Genomic DNA, 17519 nt, shown 5'->3' with positions numbered 1-17519 from the left:
TTGCTCATTCCCCCAATGTTTTCATGACAATCTGACGCTTCGGAACGAATCCGAGCTCGTCGTAAAAAGAGGCCGCTTCGCTGTTGATCATCCAATAGTCCAACTCAATCGACTTGAATTGGTGATCACGTGCCCATTGCTCGATCCACTCCATCATGCGTCGTCCGTATCCTTTGCGTTGATACATCGTATCGATGCTGATGTGATGCACATACACCGTTCGGACGGCTTGACGGAACGCGGTCGCCTCACTCACTTTCTCCTCGAACCATATGTAGCCGACAGGGGTTGCTTCTACTTCCATCACCATGAAATGATGATTCGGTCTCCCCATCAGCGTCAAAAAGGCTTCATACATCTTCTCTTCCTCATACTCTGCAAAGTAATCTGAATTCATGCGGACGTGATGCTCATGAATGGAACGATTCAATCGTGCGATGAGTCGGGCATCTGTTGTCGAGACGAACACGCTGTCCATCAACCGCTGAATCCTGTGTGATTCCGATCTTCTACTACACCATGTGGTTTTTCAGTCCCATGCAACGTATGCTCTTTCGAAGTCGAAGTCCCTTTCCCTTCTAGGCGACGTTGAAGCGGACGGGCCAAGAAGTAACCCATAAGAAGCGAAATCGGCAACACAAGAAAAAATGAACCGAGTAACGTCAACATATACCCTTTATCTGTATCTCCGGCGATCATTCGGAGGACGAAGAACAACCCGACGAATACGAGTGCAGCCAAAGAGTATTCCACGCATTTTCCAAGAAACCATTTCATATGAGATCTCCCCCTTCAAGGTTTGATGTATTATACGACGATTCCCACAAAGAGGTTTCACACGCCATGATTTTCTTTATACCACTTCGTTGCCAGTCGTTCCGTTTCGATGATCCACTCATGTTTTCCTTGGATGTAGCCTTCCATATCTTCCGGATGTTGCGCTGCGAGTTGCAACTTCAACTCTCCATACGCATCGCGCACGTCAGGGAATGTACGCAAGTAATCCCGGAAGGCGAGGTGTCTCAAGACATCTGGATTCCCTTCTTCAAACACATGTACGTGAACTGTCCGCTCCTCTTCGCCCTTTCGGAAATAGCGACGCTTTGGAATACCGTATTCACCGAGTCCTCGATATCCGAGCGCTTCCATCCGTTCCGTATACGCATCAACTCGTTCGATGTCCCGTACGACAGGCATCATATCGATGATTGGCTTCGCCGCGAGTCCTTCGACCGATGTGCTCCCGATATGATGAATCGCGACGAGCTCTCCTTCAAACAATCGACTCAATTTCCCTGCCTCTTCTTCAAATCGGTGCTTCCATTCCGGATGATATGCGACCACTTCAACTTTTCGCATGATTCGTTCCTCCTCACTAAAATCGATACGCTCTATTGTCATCATACCCTTTTCCCCTCTCGACATAATGGATTCCACTTCAAAAGGTTTGTGCGCAAATAAAATGGGAAACCCTATATTAATGACTTCAGAACTGGAGAGTGAATCAATATGTTGACTGCAGAACAAATCGAAACGTTTAAAAAACGTCTGTTGAAAGAAAAAGCAAAAACTGAAGGTTACATGGATAGCCGAGAAGAGACGTACGATGAAGGCGAGCTCTCTCATTACGATAATCACCCGGCCGATTCAGGTGAAGAACTCTTTTTACGCGAACGTGACCAAGCACTCAATGAGCTCGACGAAGAGTTCTTGAGCGATGTCGACAAGGCGTTACTCGCCATCCAGAACGGTACGTATGGCAAATGTGAAGTGTGCGGGAAAGACATTGAACTGGACCGGCTAGAAGTCATCCCAGAAGCTACACTTTGCATCGAGCACGCTCGTGCCCAGGAAGAGGAAGAACACGAACATGAACTCGATCGACCGGTCGAAGAAGACGTGTTGAACCCGAATGAGACGGCCCGTCGCAAAGAACTGGACGGAACGGATGAACCCGGTCAAAAGACGGATGCCTTTTCACAAGTTGAAGATTACGGCAGTTCGGATACGATTGCCGATAGTGAAGGCAACCACGACCCGACACGCGAACAATGAAAAATGCCCTGACCTCGTTTACGAGGCTCAGGGCATCTGTCTGATTAAAACGTTGCTTTCACTGGAGAAGCACCACCAAGGCGCTCTGCCACTTTCATCGGGTTGACGGCATTTCCAGCTGAACTAGCTGAGAAATTGTAGTTCCCTTTATGAATTTCAAAGTGTAAGTGTGGACCTGACGAGTTGCCCGTGTTTCCGATTTGACCAATCGGTTCACCTTGACGCACCGTCTGACCTTTTTTCACATCGACCTTATGCATATGGGCATAGACCGTCGTCCATTTCTGGCCATCTACGTTATGCTCAATTTGAATATGATTTCCATAAGGTCCACTTGAGCTAACTTTTGTGACTTTTCCAGCTTCTGCGGCGTAAATCGGTGTACCTGTTTTAGCGGCAATATCCAAACCGTTGTGGAACGTGTATCCGAACTGTCCGCTTGCTGCACCGAACCCTTGTGAGAGGCGTCCTTCTGCAGGCATCAAGAACTGATCAGGCGCCATCGCTTCATACTGCTTCTTCAAATCACTTAACTGATTCGTTTGCTTCTTATATTGTTTCGACTTTTCGTCATATGCTGTCTTCACGTCTTGACGTGTCGCTTCAATCTGTTGTTGTTCTTCTGTTAGCTGCTTCAGCGTTTCATTCACTTGTTCTTTCTTCTCAACGAGTGCTTGATGCGCTTCTTCTGCTTCAGCAGCCTCCGCTTTCGCACTCGGTAGCACAGACGATACGACTTTCGCAAAGAGTGACTGTTCTGTCGGAACGAGTTCCGCTTCGACCGCTTCTAATTCTTCAGAAGTGCCTTCAATCTTGTCACGCAATACTTCCGCGTTTTGATTGACTTCATCCAACTTTGACTGGATTTTTTGAATGGCTTGTTTCGTTTCTTTGACTTGTTTCGTGGTTTGTTGGACAAATTTCTCCGTTTGAACGAGGTCTTGCGGGGTCATTTCGTTAGCGGATGCGGTTTGTCCTTGGAACAAGAGTACGCCGACACCTGCTGTCATGATCAGTTGTTTCCACATATATATAATAAACCCTCCAAATTGATACATTCATGAACTTCAAAAAAGCTACATATGCGAATATACCACTGGGGGTTAAACATTTCAATAAATGAAGTTTTTCATTTTCATGTCATTCATGACAGGACGATGTGATATGTTCAAGCATTACTTCACAAGGATTTCACTTGCGTTTCCTCGTATAATATCCGGCAAGGACGATGCCGATGACTGACAAGATGGTCAGTCCAACCCCGCCTGTTAGCAACAGATTCACCGTTCCTGGCGAGAGATTCGTCGTCAGCGCGATGATGGTCGCTGTATTTCCTAACATCAATCCGATGATACAAACAAGTAACAATCGCTTCATCGTTCGTCCTTCACCATTTCAAACTGCGAAATGTCGTCTTGTACAAATCCTAGTCGGCGTGCCGCTTCTATCCATTCAGGACGGTCGGACGTCAAAGTGAGGTGAAGTGGGGATCGGGTCGCAGCCGCGCGCAATAACCATTCTGCATCTTCAGCGTGACCAAAAACATCAAGCAATACATGATCGCGGTATAACAAAAATCCTTCTCGTTCGTCTTCGATCTTTTTCACAAGTTCCGCCTCCTGTTGAGTCACGCGCACATCGCGTTGCCAAATCGGAACATGCTGAGCTGTCGGGTATAGTCGGTCGAACAACGTTTGAATCGGTTCCGAAGTCATGTGAGCAGTCGTTTCAAGTGGTACCGCCTGAAAGTAATAGATTTCACGTGTCGTCTTATATCCAAGTTGATGATAAAGCGACAACGCTGCATCGTTCCCCTGAATTACTTCAAGCAAACGAGTTCCTTTGGCTTCCTCTTCAAATCGTTGCATCAACTCGGTCGCAACGCCCAATTTCCGAGCGTGCGGGGCGACAGCAAGTCCGCCGCAACGCGTCTGCCATCCCGAATCGAGGTATGCAATCCCACTCAATACGACGCCGACCGGCTCTTCCCCGTCATAAGCGACGATGGAACGGGACGGCTGATTTTGGTCTCGTACGAGAAAGACGTCTTCAAACGTCTGCTCATCGAATTGGAACGGAATGATATAATCAGAAAAACCAGTCATAAACGCCCGATATAAATCTCGCACAGGCGGGTTTTGACGATATGTAAGTTGTGTAGCCATATAATTCCCCTTTTCTGAATGAAATCAATAAAGCCAGAAGGAGACGCCTTATGAACATCTCATTAGAATATCGAAATGATACGAATCGACCGATTCTCGATACGTTCACCTTGCCGACGGATCAAGAAAAGTATACAACCCTTCCAAAAGACATGGACGACCCACTTCCTGAAGGCGTTCATCCGATTGTTGTCGTCGAACAGAAGGCGGTCGGCATGTTTTTACTACATGACAACGAACGAGTCGCTTCTTATACGGACGAACCATATGCGCTGCTCTTCTCGGCTTTTGCCATCAATGAGGCAGATCAAGGCAAGGGGTACGCAAAAGCAGCACTCCAAGAACTTCCGAAGTTTGTACAACAGCATTTCCCTCATATCCGTGAAGTCGTATTGTCCGTCAACCTGAAAAATGATGTGGCGTTTACACTTTATACGACAAACGGATGGGTCGATACCGGACGTCGAATCGGTGGACCGATTGGCGAGCAGCGAATTCTCTCTTTATCGATTTGACGCATCGATTCGTGCTAACCCCTCACATATACGGTGCCAATACGTCAGACGATGCGGAACTAAATCGGCTTGTGTGATGTGAACGAGATGATTCGTCATGATGGAGTTTCCTTCAATCGTACGCAATCGTCCTTCCGTGAGCGCCATCAGCTCGTCCCTGTGAACCGCCACCACGTCCATCACTTCCCTGTCGTCAAAACGGAGCGGTTCATCTTGGTAAGCGTAGCTATACGTATGTGCAAACTCGCGATCGAGGAAACCGTCCAGTTCAATCACGTCTTCAAATATTCCAAGAGCTGTGAGCTGTTCGAACGTCAATGACAGTCCGAGCTCTTCTTCAATTTCGCGAATACCATCAATGAACGTCTCGTTTGAAGCGAGATGTCCCGCTGCGGTGATGTCATATTTCCCGGGAAAGTCCTGTTTCTCCATACTTCTACGCTGTAGATAGATAAATTGGTCTTTCCAAAACCAGCAGTGGAACGTCTCATGCCAATCTCCGTCTAGATGAACCTGTCCGCGCTCTTTCTCCCCAAGTTTTTGATGATTTTCGTCAAATATGGTGAGGTATTCTTTCATGCTGACACCCCATCTTCTAAAAACCGGATGGTTCCATTCGTCGCATCCAATTCGACCTGAATGCCAATCGGGAAGACGTGTGACGGGAACGTATGACCAATATCGACATTCGTCAAAATCGGGATGTCCGTGTCGCCGATGATTTCAAGCAACAAGTCGTTGAACGAGAACGGAGCCGATTGATCTTGGAAATGCTCATGCTTGCCGATAATTAAACCCGAAATCTCATCAAATACACCAGCCAATTTCAACATACTGAGCGAACGCTCTTCTTCAGCCATCGTTTTGAACGAGTCTTCTAAGAAAAGAATTGCCCCCTTCAAATCGGGATAATAGTCCGATTTGAAGAAACCTGACATCGTATTCAAATTCCCGCCAATCAATGTGCCTTGTGCCTTTCCATCCCTTAGTGGTAACCATCCTTCATTCGGTTGAAAGGTTTTGATACGTTGCTGCGTCGACCAATCGAGCATCTCTTCGGTCCACTCTTTCGGCACGTCCAAATCGAACGGGGCAGTTTTCTCCAAACTGAGGATATCTCGTACGTACTGGGACCCTTTCTCGAACATCCCACCATACTCGCCGAATGACGGCACGACAGCCGGTCCGTAAAACGTGATAACCCCCGTTTTGGCGTAACACGCCATCAAGATTGCCGTCACATCACTATAGCCCATGATGATTTTGGGATGGCGTCTTAATTGCTCATAATCGATATATGGGAGTAACGAGTTCGAGTTCGTTCCTCCAATCGTACTGATGATCGCTTTCACTTCAGGGTCATGCAAAAACGCATTCAGTTCGTTCACTCGATTCTGAATGGAGGATGACCGATACCCTTCTGATTCATATGTACATGTGCCTTCTTTCACCTTGAACCCCATACGCTTAAGCTGATCAATCCCTCGTTGATAGCGCTCCTCAAACTGCACGGGTGCTGGAAAAGAAGGCGTGATGATACCAATTGTATCTCCGTTCTTCAACTGTGGTGGTGCAATCATCATTTCCACTCCATTTCCTGTAAACATCGTTATGACCGCATTATACCGTAGGAGTGGTAAGTCAGGCTTCAAAATAAATCAGGGTCTTCCGATAACGTTCTTACTTTTCGAACTTTCGTCGGTCGCCCCGTCCAGCCGAGCGCCACGAAGAAAAAGGCACCTAGGAGTAAGCCGAATAAAACGGTCAGCCCTACTTGAACCCCGATAAATCCGTACTGTTCTCCTAGCTTCACAAGGAAGAGTGGCGCAAACAGACAGGTCATACTCAAGGACAAGAGCCCTCCACGTACTCGTCGCCCCGCATTGCCGATAGTAAACCAGCCAAACGTAATCCATACACAAGCAACAAATCCTAGTGCCGCAACCATCATCCACATTCGCCCGCACCTCACCTTTTCGTTTTTCTTTCTATTCCCCATTTTTCTTGAGATTCCTACTATTTTTTCAAGGATTGAGAGAATTTCCGGGTAAAGGTAAATTAGACAAGATGCGATGCCGGACAATGAAGGAGTGGGTTGCGCATGAGTGCACGGTTAACCTTTGCCCTAGCCTTTCTCGGTCTTTTTTTAATCGTCATGTATTGGATGAGTACATGGAATGACAATGTGGTCGAAGGCCAAATTGAACGGGTCGACATTCCTCAGCTATTGATTGAATCCACCGAATCCTCAGAAGAAGTTACGCTGCGCGTCATCTTAATTAACGACCAAACCGAGGTAACGGGCATCGTCAATAGCGTACAAGGATTACAAAGCGGTCAGCTCGTCACCATCGAGGTCATCCCCACGGAGTCCAACTTGAACATCGCACGGACAATTGAAGTCATATCGCCATGATTTTCTGAAATGAAGCGTAACTTTTCCAGAACTGTGGAATATGAGAAAGAGTCATAAAAAGGAGTGATCGGATTGATTTCAAATAAATTACTATCTGGAAAAGTAGCGCTCGTCACTGGGGCGGCATCTGGTATTGGACGTGCCGCAGTTATCCGTTTCATTCAAGCGGGTGCAAAAGTCGCCATTCTCGACTTGAATGAAGAGGATGCCATGCGTCTCGCTAGTCTCGTCGGAGAGGAACGGGCCATCGGGATCAGCGCCGATGTTGCGGATGAAGCTGCAATGAAAGAAGCGTATGCACGGACGATTGAGCGATTCGGACAAATCGATATCGTATTTGCCAACGCCGGACGCAACGGAACCATCACACCGATTGAACACTTGTCCATTGAAGACTGGAATGGTGTCGTGGAGACGAATCTGACGGGAACCTTTTTGACCGTCAAACATGCCATTCCTCATTTAAAAGAGAATGGTGGCAGTATCATCATCACTTCATCGATCAACGGCAATCGCTACTTTAAAAACTTTGGTTTCAGTGGCTATGCGACGACGAAAGCAGGTCAGACCGGATTTGCGAAAATGGCAGCTGCCGAGCTCGCGCAATTCGGAATTCGCGTAAATTCGATTTGTCCTGGAGCCATTGATACGAATATCGATGATTCGACCAATCGAGACGATGCATTGCTAGAAGAAATCGTCATCCCTATCGAGTATCCGCTCGGCAACCAACCGCTTGCCGGAAAGTCCGGTGCCGCGAAACAAGTCGCTGACGTCGTCTTATTCTTTGCGAGCAACATGTCGAGCCATGTCACCGGTTCTGAAGTGTATGTCGACGGTGCTGAATCCCTCTTGTAATCGAAAAGCAGACCACCTCATGTGAAGTGGTCTGCTTTTTATTTGAGAATCGGACTTTTCATGACCGCTTTTTGATAGAACGGTTGAAACCCGAGGCGTTCCATGTTTCGACCTGAAGCCGAATCGACCTTCGTCGTTACAGTGAGAACGTCACAGCCAAGCGCTTTCGCTTCGGCTATTCGCTCTAAGATGAGTTGGGTTTGGTAGCCTTTTTGCCGGTAAGACGGCACGGTACTCGTCAGAAACAGTTCCCCGATTCCGTCTTGCGTGGCGAGGATCCCACCTGCTACGACAGTGTCCGATTCTCGTACAAGATAAGCGTGATTACTCGGCAGCGCATAAAATCCTTTCGCCGTATCGACCGTCTCTTGAAGAATCGTTCCAGATTCGGCAAATCCAGCCGCAATCGCGTGCGCCCATTCATGGAGCGTCTCATCTTGTACCTTTTCCACTTGATTCGAAGCAGGCGGTCCGTCATATTGCGTCACATCTAACGTCCATACGTCTAAAAAGTGATCGAGCGTATAGTTACGTTCTTGCAGTAAGCGTAGTAAGGAATCGTCCGCTAACGGACAAACTTCGATATGTAGTCGAGACACATTTTTTCCACGCACCCACTTTTCCATCTGGTGCAGGTCGTAAAAACTTGTCGGTCGATTGAGTCCAAACCCGACTGCAAAGCTCATATTCCCCATTTTGAACACGTGCCCCTTACCTTCTACGTGTAATTCCGCACCTTCATAGGGAGGGGTTTGTTTGCGGTGTCGAATATACGCAGACGTTCCCTCTGCTTTAATGCTTTCGATGCGTCGTGCCAATTCTAAACGTTTCACTTTGTTCCCTCCCTTGCTTTTCATGTTGAGTGTAGCATATCACGTTCGAATCAAGTGACCGTACTGGATCAACCGTTCTTTGACAGTAGGCACGAGTTCAACAGAATCGAGCACCGTGTCCCACTCCTCTAATCTCACATCGACCACTTCATCGATTTGTAAGGAAAGTTGATTTACATCAATCGGTTGCTCGCTCGTGTAGACATACACATCTAAGAAGTACGTCCCGCGCTTGATTGTCGTCACGAAACGCAACTGTTCGGGGTCGACGGTTAGTCCCAATTCTTCTTGGAGTTCACGGACCGCACCTTGCCGACTCGTCTCACCCGTTAAAATCGAGCCGCCCGTGCCTTCCCAAAGAAGAGGATACTTCTTATCGGGATGGCGCTTCGAGAGTAACAATTTCCCATCCGGATCAAATGTGAATACTTCGATGACTGTGTGAAAGGTATTCGGATCCAGTTCATCCCCGCGAAAATGCGTTCGTCCGAGCGGTTGCCGGTTTTCGTCTAGTAAATCCCACGCTTCTCGGCTCATGGACGAATCTCATCAATCGTGAACGAAGACGAACCTTGGATCTCTTCAATGAAATGTGACCCAAATAACATGGCCGGCGTGAAACTTCCCGCAAGCATCCGACCGGAACCGAGCAATCGATTGACGACGGCGAGTGCACCATAGACGGTGAAGGCATACGTGCTCGCCGTTTGAATGCGAACGACGATCTTGCGCCCCTCCTCATTTGTCGCCTCTCCCCATACATACGTCGAGGTTTTTTTGCGTTCGACTTCATTCGGTCCCGATACGTTCTCATCAACATAACGCAGCAATCGCTGCTGCACAGCAACTTTCCCAAGAATGGGACTGAACCAAGACAAGGCGCGTGCCACATAGGCTGCCGCTGTCGGCACTGGCACCCACGTCGTAATATTCGGGATGTCCGTCGTATAGTAGGCGGTCGAAACGTCTCCCCAAGGAATCGCAATCGCGGTGCGGCTTCCTCGTCCAAAATCAATCGTCCTGCGCTTTGCCCCGATTGGGAACGGTGCTAGCTTTCCGTTCACACGTTCCACGCTACTCGATCCAAGTCCACGGACAGCTGTCTTCATCGTTCCTGGTGAGATGCCACCTGCCGCCGAAAATCCGAGAGCGAGTGATGTCGCATCGGGTAAGAGTTCCTTTAATTTTCGTGCGACACAGTCGGTCGGGATGACGTCAAATCCAACGCCAGAACATAGAATGACACCACGTGCCTTCGCCTGAGCCGCCCGTTGTTTAGAATGAACATATTCGAACACATCGATTTCCCCGGTAATATCCAAATAATGCGTACCCGTTTCCAGACATGCCTCGATCATCACTTGACTCGTATCCGTGAACGGACCCGCACAGTGAAGAACTAAATCCACATCGCGAAGCGCCTTGATTGCCGCCTCACGACTTAATGCGAAAATCGATGTCTCGCAGTCGAGCTCGTCTCCGAGTCGATGAATCTCCCGACCAGTTCGCCCCGCAAGAATCGGACGCAATCCGTCACTGACGGCCTGACGGGCAATCAGTTCCCCTGTATATCCATTCGCCCCGTAAATCATCCATCTCATAGTTACCCCTCCTTATGTAAGGTTGTCCTTGTTCGTTTCCCTAAATCGAGTTGAATCGAACGAAAAAATCTTGAACGACCCCAATCAGATACACGCTCCCCATCATGACAAGCAAACACCCGATTGGGATGAAAAGACTTTTGATGGCAGCTCGTTTTGTCACGTCCATTCGATTTATCAATCGACGATCAATCAGGAAGAACAAGACGGCTGCGAGAAGACTCAGCCATGACAAGACGAGCCCAAATAGAATATGTAAAGCGAGCGAAGTGAACGACTGTATGCGTTCCGAACTGAATCGCTTTGCGACCCAATCGCTAAACCATGATGTCACGACACCATATGTCAAAATGATAGGGGAACTATATGCCATGTAAATCGTACACAATAAAAGAAATCCCGATACGCTCTCTACAAATGAAGTTTCCATAAGGGTTTGTTGCGAAAATTCAACGATGCCTAACACAAACGCATAGATGGGTACGGTCCAGGAAGCCGCGATGATTTTTCGTGTCACCATCGAATCCCTCCTTTCTTTCCATTCTTCTCCACTTTAGCGCAATCAACTTGAAAACGCACAAAAACCAGCCTGAATTCAGGCTGGCTTCGCGATTTGTTAATTGTTTGCAACTTCTCCGGCTTTTGTACGGACCGATTGCATCGCTTCTGTCCACGGAAGGAGTTGGTCGAGCATGTCGTTAACCGATTGTGCTTGCACATCTTTCGGTGCGAAATGCGTGCCGTTCTCGAAGTCCGTGAAGAGTGAGAGTGCAGGATGGACACGTACGTGAGCGATTGACAATTCACTCAAGATGCCACGTAAATGCTCTGTTGCCCGTGCTCCACCGACAGAACCGTATGAGACGATTCCAGCTGCTTTGTTGTTCCATTCGACGCGTAAGTAGTCGAGTGCGTTTTTAAGAGATGCTGAGATGGAATGGTTATATTCTTGGACGATGAAGATGAATCCGTCCATTTGCGCAATTTTCTCCGACCAGGCCGCTGCGCCTGATGCGTCTTGGCCAGCTTCACCGAGAAGCGGCAAGTTGTAGTCTGCGATGTCGATGACTTCATAGTTGGCATCACCACGTTTGTCGGCGAGTTCTTTCACCCATTCCCCGACTTGTGGACTGACGCGACCTTCACGAGTTGATCCGAGTACGATTCCGATGTTTAACATAGTAGTTCCTCCTTGGTTATGTTGTGATTCATCTGATTTTCCAAATAAGCGATTCAAGAAACTCATTTCATGCCCTCATATTCTTTCTCAAATGTTTTCGTGCTTCTGACTGTATCGATTGGTCGTACCATCGCCTCGATTTGCGAACGTTTTGCTTCGAGGAACGGCGGGAGTGACAACTTCTCACCGACCGTCTCGTACGGCTCGTCTCCCATGAATCCAGGACCATCTGTCGCCCATTCGAACAAGATTTGCGGTGCGACACGTGCATAGGATGATTCAAAGAAGAAGCGATCGACGTAGCCAGAAGTCGGCAAACCGAACTGTTGGAGACGTGCTGTCCATTCATCGAGGACGCTCCGGTCTTCGACACGAAATGCGACATGGTGCACGGTACCGAACCCTTGACGCGCTTGTGGAGATGTCTCGTCATGAATGACGATCACTTGCGCTCCGTTTCCACCTTCACCTCCTTCAAAGAGATAGACATCACCATCTCGTCCAATCTCTTTAAATAGCATCACTTGCTCCATCACTTGTTTGAAATACGTGATGTCGGCAATTCGAATAAAGATGGGACCGAGTCCTGTGATGGCGTACTCAAGCGGGATTGGACCGTTCTTCCACGGCTCTCCTGATGCGATCCCTTCGTTGAACTCATCCGAGATGAGTTGATACGCCTGTTCGTCGAAATCGATGAACGAGAGCGTCTTCTTCCCGAACTGTTCTTGAATCCCTTCATGCTCGACACCGAGACGGTCGAAGCGACGGACCCAATACGTCAACGCTTCATCTGTCGGCACGCGGAACGACGTCTTCGCGATTTCATTTGTTCCGTGCTTGCCTTTCGGGATACCCGGGAAGTCGAAGAACGTCATGTCTGTACCGGCATTCCCTTTATCGTCTGCAAAAAATAAGTGATACGTTTGAATGTCGTCCTGGTTGACCGTTTTCTTCACTAAGCGCATTCCAAGAATATGGGTGAAGAAATCATAGTTTTTTTCGGCACTACTTGTAATCGCCGTGACGTGGTGAATTCCTTTTACGTGGTTCATCGTTCTCTCTCCTTTTATATCTTGAATTCAAGATACATGATTAAAATTTTTTGCGGCTTCTGCCCGCTTCCCAATTTGTTTCAACTGTTCAATCGTTTCTGTCAGAAATAATCCTTCAAATAATGCATTCATATGCTCCGTATGCTTCGGAAAAATATCTTGCATCAAGTGCTCTCCGTCATTCGTTAACGCGGCATATGTGATGCGGCGATCGCTCGGACAAGCTTTTCGGACGAGATACCCTTTCTCTTCTAACCGGTCCACGACGTACGTCATGCTCCCGCTCGAGAGTAGGATTTTCTTTCCGATGACTTGAATCGGTTGATCCCCTTTATGATATAAAAACTCGAGTACCGCAAACTCGGTCGCGTTCAATCCGTACGACGCTACTTCCTGTTTCACCAGGTCTTGAAGCGACTGTGAGGCGCGCAAGAGCACGGTGATTGTTTTTAATGCATCAGATGGTTCCATCTGTCTCCCTCCTTTGTCCAAGAGAGTCATTAACTTAAATTCAAATATCTTTAATTCGAGATAAATATATCACGTGAAGATTTTGCCGTCAATCGATTTGATTCAAAAAAATAAGACGGGATTCCCCCCCGCCTTATTCTCCTCGACGAATCACGGCCATCTCACGACCGAATCGATGTCCTTCATCAACGAATCCTAAGCTTTCGTATAAGTGATGGGCCGCCTTGTTCTCAGGATGATACCCGACAACGATTGATTTCCCCTCTCCGATTTCTTCAAGCATCAGCTCTGTCGCGTGTCGGCCGATTCCTTTACCTTGATGAGCGTGGTCGATCATGATTCGGTAAATCCACCATGCATCCAACTCTTCCGGCTCCGTGTTGTACATGAGGAAGCCGACCATCGTCTCTTCCTCATAAATCGCGCGTGGGCGTAACGTCGGTTCGTACATCGCTTGAAGTAACGAAATCGCATTCGGCTCCATGTATGTTTGCTGTTGTTCACTCAGTACCAAGTGACAGCATGTATACCAATTTTGTGCATCAATCGGACGTAATGAAATCATATTCTTCTCCTTTACTCATACGTTTCGTTTAAATTCCGTGCGTAGAACGCGATGGCACGACGGTACCTTGCGATGCTTTCGTCCGGTTTTGGACTGGCAAGCAGCTCGAGTAACGCGCCCATCGCTTCTTCATGACGGTCGACGTTATAGTGGGTCATCGCCTGAAACACTTTGAGCGCCCCATGATTCGGGAAATGTTCGATTGCCTCTGCAAATAATTGTTCCGCTTCCTCGTATCGACCAAGTGCCCGATACGTGCTACCGAGTCCGAGATACGATTCCGCCAACTCATCTCCGGTCAATCCGAGTCGAATGGCCCGCTCATAATGCGGTACCGCTTGACGTTCTTCACCGAGCGAGTCATAACACCACGCACAGTATGCATGAAGTCTCGGATTCTTCTCATCCTTCCGTAAGAGCGATAAGAACAGTTGCTTCGCCTGTTCGAGTTGTCCCTCTTCACGGAGGCGTACTGCTCGGTTAAACTCATTTTCTTCTGTCACGTCGGTCACCTCGTGTGCGAAATCTTGGTCTAACCATGATTGGAGCGCTTCATAATACTTGCCGATATGCACGCCATCAACGAGTGCGTGATGGGCTTGAACGGATAACGGCATCCTTAGACGCTCTCCTTGACGCTCAAACTTGCCCCAGGCGATGCGCGGGACGCTGTCATGTTGTTGCTGATGCGTCGGGTGCATGATGCTTGTGAACGTGACCCACGGCACACTCGTGATATACAGTAAGTCGTCGGGCTCGTCATCCCCAACCACGACTTCATCGGCAGCTCGCTCCATCCGCATCGTCACTTCTTGTAAGAACGTTGGTAAATCCTCATGGAACGTAGCCGCACAAAAGTTGAAGACATCCTCGTCTAACATGACGGTGAACGATGGGTGGACCACCTCATGTTCGACGACCGCTTCTCCACGGATCCGATAGCGCAATTCCGGAATCGTGTTCGCCGCTTTCACTGCACCGTATAAAAAGAGTTTGAAGAACGATTGATTGCTCGCTTTCGAATATGTATAGAGATTTGTCACATCCACGTTCGCCGTCACGTTAAAATGCGGCGCGTCAAACGATTTGAAAAACTCAAAATGCTTACGTCGTGCCCACATCTCGATTTCAATTTGTTTCATAAAAACTCCCCCTTCTACGCTCTTACTGTAGCAGAGAGAGTGAATCCACTCATAGCTTTTGTTTTAACTGTTCGTAATGTCCTTTTGCCAAATCAAAGTAGACAAAGTCTCCACGTTCGATTCGTTCGAGCGTCGCTTCAAACTCACGCCATCCCCGCTCGACTTGTTCAGGTGTCAATTCGCCACTCTCGGTCGCCGCTTCGAACTCATCCTCATCCTTTTTGACGATGTCCCCATTCGGAAACACAAGAATATCGAGCAATAAGTCGTCCATATACGGAATGCCATCCTCTTCGCCGATCCGGTCGACGAGGTCGATATACCACTGCACGATTTCACCTTCCGGATTGATCATCGCCGTCACACCGAATGGTTCATTGTCCGGGAAATATTGGAGCCAACTAAAACCGGCATCCGCCACAATAAATTCTTCCCCTCTGTGTTTTTTATATAGTGGCGCTCGAACCTCATCGATTTGGAATAAGGCAACCACCCCGGAAAACTGTTCCGTCTGAACGCGTTCTTGCGCATAACGGTTCTTTAAAATTCGCTCCCAGTCTCGTCGATTCGCATACTTCCGTTTTGCCATATGGATCTCTCCCTTTCGGTCATCTCTGTATGATACAGTTCGCCAGAAGAAGGAAAGTTCCTTGTTAGTCGTACAGGTTATGCTGATTGAACCAGACGAGATGGCTTTGCTTCAGCCGTTTCCGCTCGACCATGCGGACGAATGCGTCTGTCGAGATGAAGCGGTTCCCGGGATGGAGGTCGGCCAGCATCATGAGGATGAGGCGTGAACCTCGTTCTCCCTCTTGAAGAGAGATATGCTCCATCTTCCCTTCCCCGTTGAAGCGGTTGATGAACAGTTCGACTTTACACTCTTCTTTTAAGAGTCGGGTCGTCACATACGCGACTTGGCTGATAATCGACTCGAAGTCATGATGGAGCGTGTAGCCAGACGGACCACTCAAATCGACTGCGAACGTGAACGTATCGAGTGATGTCTTTTGAAAGACTTTCGACTGAACACGCCCGAGCTTCGCCGTGGCGACCCAGTCAATCTCCTTGACCGGTTCTCCTTCATAAGGCTTTGAACCTAGAATCTGTAATGGATTCCGTAGAGGCGATGCGGTCAAAGGACGGTCACCGAGTGCCAATCGTTTCGTGCCGACCGGAGGATGTAACGTGAGGGACGGCAGCACCGTCCACCGTTTCTCGATGGGACACTCAAGAAGATACGTCCCGAGATGAAGCGGGAGCGTCACAGCGAGTACACACTCTTCGATATAAGCCGGTCCCCGAAATTCGGCCTGGACACGAAGCACATGGCGGGCCTGATCCGTCCGTAACGTCATATCTAAACTATTTGGGGAGCGATCGTGGTCTGGAAAGCTAAGCGTTGTACTAGATTTCATGCGAACGCGAACGGGAAGCCCGAGTCGTTCGACGGTTTCACTTCCGTCTAGCATCACCTGCACTTCCGTCTCATCCCCAACAAAGAGAAGAGATTCGTGTGTATGTATATGAAGACGAAGGGCTCGCTCTAACTGTTTCCGCGTCCGTTCGAAGAACCAGACGATGCCCGCAAGTAAACAAAGCGCATACCCGACAATCTCCATGTACGGGACAAATACGAGAATCACTCCGGCGAATCCGTAGACCGGGATCCATTGTTTCTGTAGGGCGTTATGTGTCGAGAACGTCATCATCAACCCTCGACCGGAACAGAAACGGTGTCTAAGATGTAACGGATGATGTCCTGTTTCGTCGATTTGATGCCTCCTTCAAGCGTCAACGTCAGGCGATGTGCCAATACATAAGGTGCCACGGCTTTCACATCTTCCGGAATGACATACAATCGATCGTTCAGATAGGCATAACTTTGAGACGCTCGCATGAGCGCGATGGCTCCTCGTGGACTGACACCAACCTCGACAGATTGGTGTTCTCGTGTCGCATGGACGAGCCCGAGTAAATAATCGAGGACGTCATCTTGAATCGATACTTGCTTCACTTCTTCTTGTGCGCGGCGTAACTCGTCTAACGTCGCGACCGCCTCCACGATTTTCCGTGTTTGACGCATGACTTGTAAGAGGAGCTCCCGCTCTTCCGCGACATCAGGGTAACCGACCGGAATCGAAATGAGGAAGCGGTCGAGCTGTGCATCCGGTAACGAAAACGTCCCGGCCGATTCGATCGGGTTTTGCGTCGCAATGACGAAGAATGGTTTTGGCATCGGATACGTCTCTCCCCCGATGGAGACTTGCCGTTCTTCCATCGCCTCGAGCAAGGCGGACTGCGTTCGTGGAACCGCTCGGTTGATTTCATCGATCAAGACGATATTCGCAAAGATTGGTCCTTGTCGATGCTCGAACGTCTGGGTCTGCATGTTGAAATAATCTGCGCCAATCACGTCAGACGGTAACAAATCGGCCGTGAACTGAATCCGGGAAAACGCGCCGTCAAAGCTAGTTGCAATCGTCTTGGCCAGTAACGTTTTCCCCGTTCCTGGCACATCTTCTAACAAAATGTGTCCTTCCGCGAGTAACGCCGTACAACAGAGGCGTACGACATCCTCTTTTCCTAAATACACCTCGTTCAACTGTTTGATGACCTGCTCCATGCCCATATGACGACCTCCATTTTTTGTCTTACTCAAACTT

General features: G+C 48.5%; 25 protein-coding genes. 4 read left to right on the top strand and 21 right to left on the bottom strand.

The genetic code is table 11. The annotated features are described in order from the left end of the window. Positions 1–4 precede the first annotated feature (4 nt). Genes AC5LIL_RS01125 through AC5LIL_RS01115 form a run of 3 tightly spaced genes read right to left on the bottom strand, consistent with a single transcriptional unit; the run spans position 5 to position 1404 of the window. Positions 5–478, bottom strand: coding sequence for a GNAT family N-acetyltransferase (locus tag AC5LIL_RS01125; RefSeq protein ID WP_499824586.1), 474 nt, complete (start codon positions 476–478; stop codon positions 5–7). Continuing rightward, positions 478–777 (bottom strand): hypothetical protein, encoded by a 300-nt coding sequence (locus tag AC5LIL_RS01120; protein WP_499824585.1) that lies wholly within the window; start codon positions 775–777, stop codon positions 478–480. Before AC5LIL_RS01120 ends, AC5LIL_RS01125 begins: the two co-directional genes overlap by 1 nt. Positions 778–834: 57 nt before the next feature. After that, entirely contained in the window at positions 835–1404 is a 570-nt protein-coding gene (locus AC5LIL_RS01115) for a GrpB family protein (protein ID WP_499824584.1), read from the bottom strand. A 105-nt stretch (positions 1405–1509) separates the two neighbouring features. On the opposite strand from AC5LIL_RS01115, the gene AC5LIL_RS01110 reads away from it, so the two are divergent. Further along, the gene (locus tag AC5LIL_RS01110) at positions 1510–2055 is read left to right on the top strand and encodes a TraR/DksA C4-type zinc finger protein (protein ID WP_074035454.1); all 546 of its coding nucleotides are present in this window, start codon (positions 1510–1512) and stop codon (positions 2053–2055) included. A 44-nt stretch (positions 2056–2099) separates the two neighbouring features. Here the strand turns inward: AC5LIL_RS01110 and AC5LIL_RS01105 are convergent, their stop codons facing one another. From AC5LIL_RS01105 to AC5LIL_RS01095, 3 genes are all read right to left on the bottom strand, one after another. Then, positions 2100–3083 carry a M23 family metallopeptidase gene (locus tag AC5LIL_RS01105; RefSeq protein WP_499824583.1) on the bottom strand — a complete coding sequence of 328 codons (984 nt, stop codon included), beginning with the start codon at positions 3081–3083 and terminating at the stop codon, positions 2100–2102. A 163-nt stretch (positions 3084–3246) separates the two neighbouring features. Next, a complete protein-coding gene (locus AC5LIL_RS01100; RefSeq protein WP_214759951.1) occupies positions 3247–3432 on the bottom strand; it encodes a hypothetical protein in 186 nt (61 codons plus the stop codon). Further along, complete coding sequence (locus AC5LIL_RS01095; protein ID WP_499824582.1) at positions 3429–4220, bottom strand: GNAT family N-acetyltransferase; 792 nt, start codon at positions 4218–4220, stop codon at positions 3429–3431. The genes AC5LIL_RS01100 and AC5LIL_RS01095 overlap by 4 nt, the downstream gene beginning before the upstream one ends. A 50-nt stretch (positions 4221–4270) precedes the next feature. Here AC5LIL_RS01095 and AC5LIL_RS01090 point away from each other — a divergent pair, with 50 nt between their 5' ends. Further along, positions 4271–4735: a GNAT family N-acetyltransferase gene (locus tag AC5LIL_RS01090; protein ID WP_499824581.1), complete on the top strand. Its 465-nt coding sequence runs from the start codon at positions 4271–4273 to the stop codon at positions 4733–4735. On the opposite strand, the gene AC5LIL_RS01085 is transcribed toward AC5LIL_RS01090, so the two are convergent. The 3 genes from AC5LIL_RS01085 to AC5LIL_RS01075 form a co-directional block, all read right to left on the bottom strand. Further along, positions 4724–5314, bottom strand: coding sequence for an NUDIX hydrolase (locus tag AC5LIL_RS01085; RefSeq protein ID WP_499824580.1), 591 nt, complete (start codon positions 5312–5314; stop codon positions 4724–4726). The genes AC5LIL_RS01090 and AC5LIL_RS01085 overlap by 12 nt on opposite strands. Then, the gene (locus tag AC5LIL_RS01080; protein ID WP_499824579.1) at positions 5311–6315 is read right to left on the bottom strand and encodes a S66 family peptidase; all 1005 of its coding nucleotides are present in this window, start codon (positions 6313–6315) and stop codon (positions 5311–5313) included. The genes AC5LIL_RS01085 and AC5LIL_RS01080 overlap by 4 nt, the downstream gene beginning before the upstream one ends. Before the next feature lie 68 nt (positions 6316–6383). Beyond that, positions 6384–6692 carry a hypothetical protein gene (locus tag AC5LIL_RS01075; protein WP_498390838.1) on the bottom strand — a complete coding sequence of 103 codons (309 nt, stop codon included), beginning with the start codon at positions 6690–6692 and terminating at the stop codon, positions 6384–6386. A 144-nt stretch (positions 6693–6836) separates the two neighbouring features. Here AC5LIL_RS01075 and AC5LIL_RS01070 point away from each other — a divergent pair, with 144 nt between their 5' ends. Continuing rightward, positions 6837–7151, top strand: a complete 315-nt coding sequence (locus AC5LIL_RS01070) for a hypothetical protein (RefSeq protein ID WP_427372061.1) — start codon at positions 6837–6839, stop codon at positions 7149–7151. A gap of 72 nt (positions 7152–7223) precedes the next feature. Further along, on the top strand, positions 7224–8009 hold the full coding sequence (locus tag AC5LIL_RS01065) for an SDR family oxidoreductase (RefSeq protein WP_214695037.1): 786 nt from the start codon (positions 7224–7226) through the stop codon (positions 8007–8009). 38 nt (positions 8010–8047) lie between these two features. Here the strand turns inward: AC5LIL_RS01065 and AC5LIL_RS01060 are convergent, their stop codons facing one another. From AC5LIL_RS01060 to AC5LIL_RS01005, 12 genes are all read right to left on the bottom strand, one after another. Continuing rightward, positions 8048–8842, bottom strand: coding sequence for a GNAT family N-acetyltransferase (locus AC5LIL_RS01060; protein ID WP_499824578.1), 795 nt, complete (start codon positions 8840–8842; stop codon positions 8048–8050). Positions 8843–8881: 39 nt separating this feature from the next. Further along, on the bottom strand, positions 8882–9379 hold the full coding sequence (locus AC5LIL_RS01055; RefSeq protein WP_337874483.1) for an NUDIX hydrolase: 498 nt from the start codon (positions 9377–9379) through the stop codon (positions 8882–8884). Continuing rightward, positions 9376–10443: a saccharopine dehydrogenase family protein gene (locus AC5LIL_RS01050; RefSeq protein WP_499824577.1), complete on the bottom strand. Its 1068-nt coding sequence runs from the start codon at positions 10441–10443 to the stop codon at positions 9376–9378. Before AC5LIL_RS01050 ends, AC5LIL_RS01055 begins: the two co-directional genes overlap by 4 nt. Positions 10444–10483: 40 nt before the next feature. Continuing rightward, positions 10484–10963: a hypothetical protein gene (locus tag AC5LIL_RS01045; protein ID WP_499824576.1), complete on the bottom strand. Its 480-nt coding sequence runs from the start codon at positions 10961–10963 to the stop codon at positions 10484–10486. A 96-nt stretch (positions 10964–11059) separates the two neighbouring features. Further along, positions 11060–11689 (bottom strand): NADPH-dependent FMN reductase, encoded by a 630-nt coding sequence (locus tag AC5LIL_RS01040; RefSeq protein WP_074035419.1) that lies wholly within the window; start codon positions 11687–11689, stop codon positions 11060–11062. Further along, a complete protein-coding gene (locus tag AC5LIL_RS01035) occupies positions 11686–12678 on the bottom strand; it encodes a ring-cleaving dioxygenase (protein WP_214785150.1) in 993 nt (330 codons plus the stop codon). Before AC5LIL_RS01035 ends, AC5LIL_RS01040 begins: the two co-directional genes overlap by 4 nt. A 27-nt stretch (positions 12679–12705) precedes the next feature. Continuing rightward, entirely contained in the window at positions 12706–13149 is a 444-nt protein-coding gene (locus AC5LIL_RS01030) for a MarR family winged helix-turn-helix transcriptional regulator (RefSeq protein ID WP_499824575.1), read from the bottom strand. 133 nt (positions 13150–13282) lie between these two features. Further along, positions 13283–13714 (bottom strand): GNAT family N-acetyltransferase, encoded by a 432-nt coding sequence (locus tag AC5LIL_RS01025; RefSeq protein WP_337874480.1) that lies wholly within the window; start codon positions 13712–13714, stop codon positions 13283–13285. An 11-nt stretch (positions 13715–13725) separates the two neighbouring features. Further along, on the bottom strand, positions 13726–14856 hold the full coding sequence (locus tag AC5LIL_RS01020) for a tetratricopeptide repeat protein (RefSeq protein WP_499824574.1): 1131 nt from the start codon (positions 14854–14856) through the stop codon (positions 13726–13728). A gap of 49 nt (positions 14857–14905) precedes the next feature. Next, positions 14906–15445, bottom strand: coding sequence for a ribonuclease FAU-1 family protein (locus tag AC5LIL_RS01015; protein ID WP_214785157.1), 540 nt, complete (start codon positions 15443–15445; stop codon positions 14906–14908). A gap of 64 nt (positions 15446–15509) precedes the next feature. Next, complete coding sequence (locus AC5LIL_RS01010; RefSeq protein WP_214785159.1) at positions 15510–16562, bottom strand: DUF58 domain-containing protein; 1053 nt, start codon at positions 16560–16562, stop codon at positions 15510–15512. A gap of 2 nt (positions 16563–16564) precedes the next feature. Next, positions 16565–17485, bottom strand: a complete 921-nt coding sequence (locus AC5LIL_RS01005) for an AAA family ATPase (RefSeq protein WP_214785161.1) — start codon at positions 17483–17485, stop codon at positions 16565–16567. Positions 17486–17519 lie beyond the last annotated feature (34 nt).

The organism is Exiguobacterium sp. RM11, assembly GCF_059821525.1.
This window is presented reverse-complemented; position numbering and strand designations above follow the sequence as displayed.

What these genes read in the sequence shown, in the direction of transcription:
- AC5LIL_RS01100 (WP_214759951.1), bottom strand. Translation starts at nt 3,432, where the DNA reads ATGAAGCGATTGTTACTTGTTTGTATCATCGGATTGATGTTAGGAAAT.
- AC5LIL_RS01050 (WP_499824577.1), bottom strand. Translation starts at nt 10,443, where the DNA reads ATGAGATGGATGATTTACGGGGCGAATGGATATACAGGGGAACTGATT.
- AC5LIL_RS01090 (WP_499824581.1), top strand. Translation starts at nt 4,271, where the DNA reads ATGAACATCTCATTAGAATATCGAAATGATACGAATCGACCGATTCTC.
- AC5LIL_RS01015 (WP_214785157.1), bottom strand. Translation starts at nt 15,445, where the DNA reads ATGGCAAAACGGAAGTATGCGAATCGACGAGACTGGGAGCGAATTTTA.
- AC5LIL_RS01070 (WP_427372061.1), top strand. Translation starts at nt 6,837, where the DNA reads ATGAGTGCACGGTTAACCTTTGCCCTAGCCTTTCTCGGTCTTTTTTTA.
- AC5LIL_RS01030 (WP_499824575.1), bottom strand. Translation starts at nt 13,149, where the DNA reads ATGGAACCATCTGATGCATTAAAAACAATCACCGTGCTCTTGCGCGCC.
- AC5LIL_RS01045 (WP_499824576.1), bottom strand. Translation starts at nt 10,963, where the DNA reads ATGGTGACACGAAAAATCATCGCGGCTTCCTGGACCGTACCCATCTAT.
- AC5LIL_RS01075 (WP_498390838.1), bottom strand. Translation starts at nt 6,692, where the DNA reads ATGTGGATGATGGTTGCGGCACTAGGATTTGTTGCTTGTGTATGGATT.
- AC5LIL_RS01025 (WP_337874480.1), bottom strand. Translation starts at nt 13,714, where the DNA reads ATGATTTCATTACGTCCGATTGATGCACAAAATTGGTATACATGCTGT.
- AC5LIL_RS01040 (WP_074035419.1), bottom strand. Translation starts at nt 11,689, where the DNA reads ATGAGTTTCTTGAATCGCTTATTTGGAAAATCAGATGAATCACAACAT.
- AC5LIL_RS01080 (WP_499824579.1), bottom strand. Translation starts at nt 6,315, where the DNA reads ATGATTGCACCACCACAGTTGAAGAACGGAGATACAATTGGTATCATC.
- AC5LIL_RS01120 (WP_499824585.1), bottom strand. Translation starts at nt 777, where the DNA reads ATGAAATGGTTTCTTGGAAAATGCGTGGAATACTCTTTGGCTGCACTC.
- AC5LIL_RS01115 (WP_499824584.1), bottom strand. Translation starts at nt 1,404, where the DNA reads ATGATGACAATAGAGCGTATCGATTTTAGTGAGGAGGAACGAATCATG.
- AC5LIL_RS01010 (WP_214785159.1), bottom strand. Translation starts at nt 16,562, where the DNA reads ATGACGTTCTCGACACATAACGCCCTACAGAAACAATGGATCCCGGTC.
- AC5LIL_RS01125 (WP_499824586.1), bottom strand. Translation starts at nt 478, where the DNA reads ATGGACAGCGTGTTCGTCTCGACAACAGATGCCCGACTCATCGCACGA.
- AC5LIL_RS01095 (WP_499824582.1), bottom strand. Translation starts at nt 4,220, where the DNA reads ATGGCTACACAACTTACATATCGTCAAAACCCGCCTGTGCGAGATTTA.
- AC5LIL_RS01055 (WP_337874483.1), bottom strand. Translation starts at nt 9,379, where the DNA reads ATGAGCCGAGAAGCGTGGGATTTACTAGACGAAAACCGGCAACCGCTC.
- AC5LIL_RS01085 (WP_499824580.1), bottom strand. Translation starts at nt 5,314, where the DNA reads ATGAAAGAATACCTCACCATATTTGACGAAAATCATCAAAAACTTGGG.
- AC5LIL_RS01110 (WP_074035454.1), top strand. Translation starts at nt 1,510, where the DNA reads ATGTTGACTGCAGAACAAATCGAAACGTTTAAAAAACGTCTGTTGAAA.
- AC5LIL_RS01005 (WP_214785161.1), bottom strand. Translation starts at nt 17,485, where the DNA reads ATGGGCATGGAGCAGGTCATCAAACAGTTGAACGAGGTGTATTTAGGA.
- AC5LIL_RS01020 (WP_499824574.1), bottom strand. Translation starts at nt 14,856, where the DNA reads ATGAAACAAATTGAAATCGAGATGTGGGCACGACGTAAGCATTTTGAG.
- AC5LIL_RS01035 (WP_214785150.1), bottom strand. Translation starts at nt 12,678, where the DNA reads ATGAACCACGTAAAAGGAATTCACCACGTCACGGCGATTACAAGTAGT.
- AC5LIL_RS01105 (WP_499824583.1), bottom strand. Translation starts at nt 3,083, where the DNA reads ATGTGGAAACAACTGATCATGACAGCAGGTGTCGGCGTACTCTTGTTC.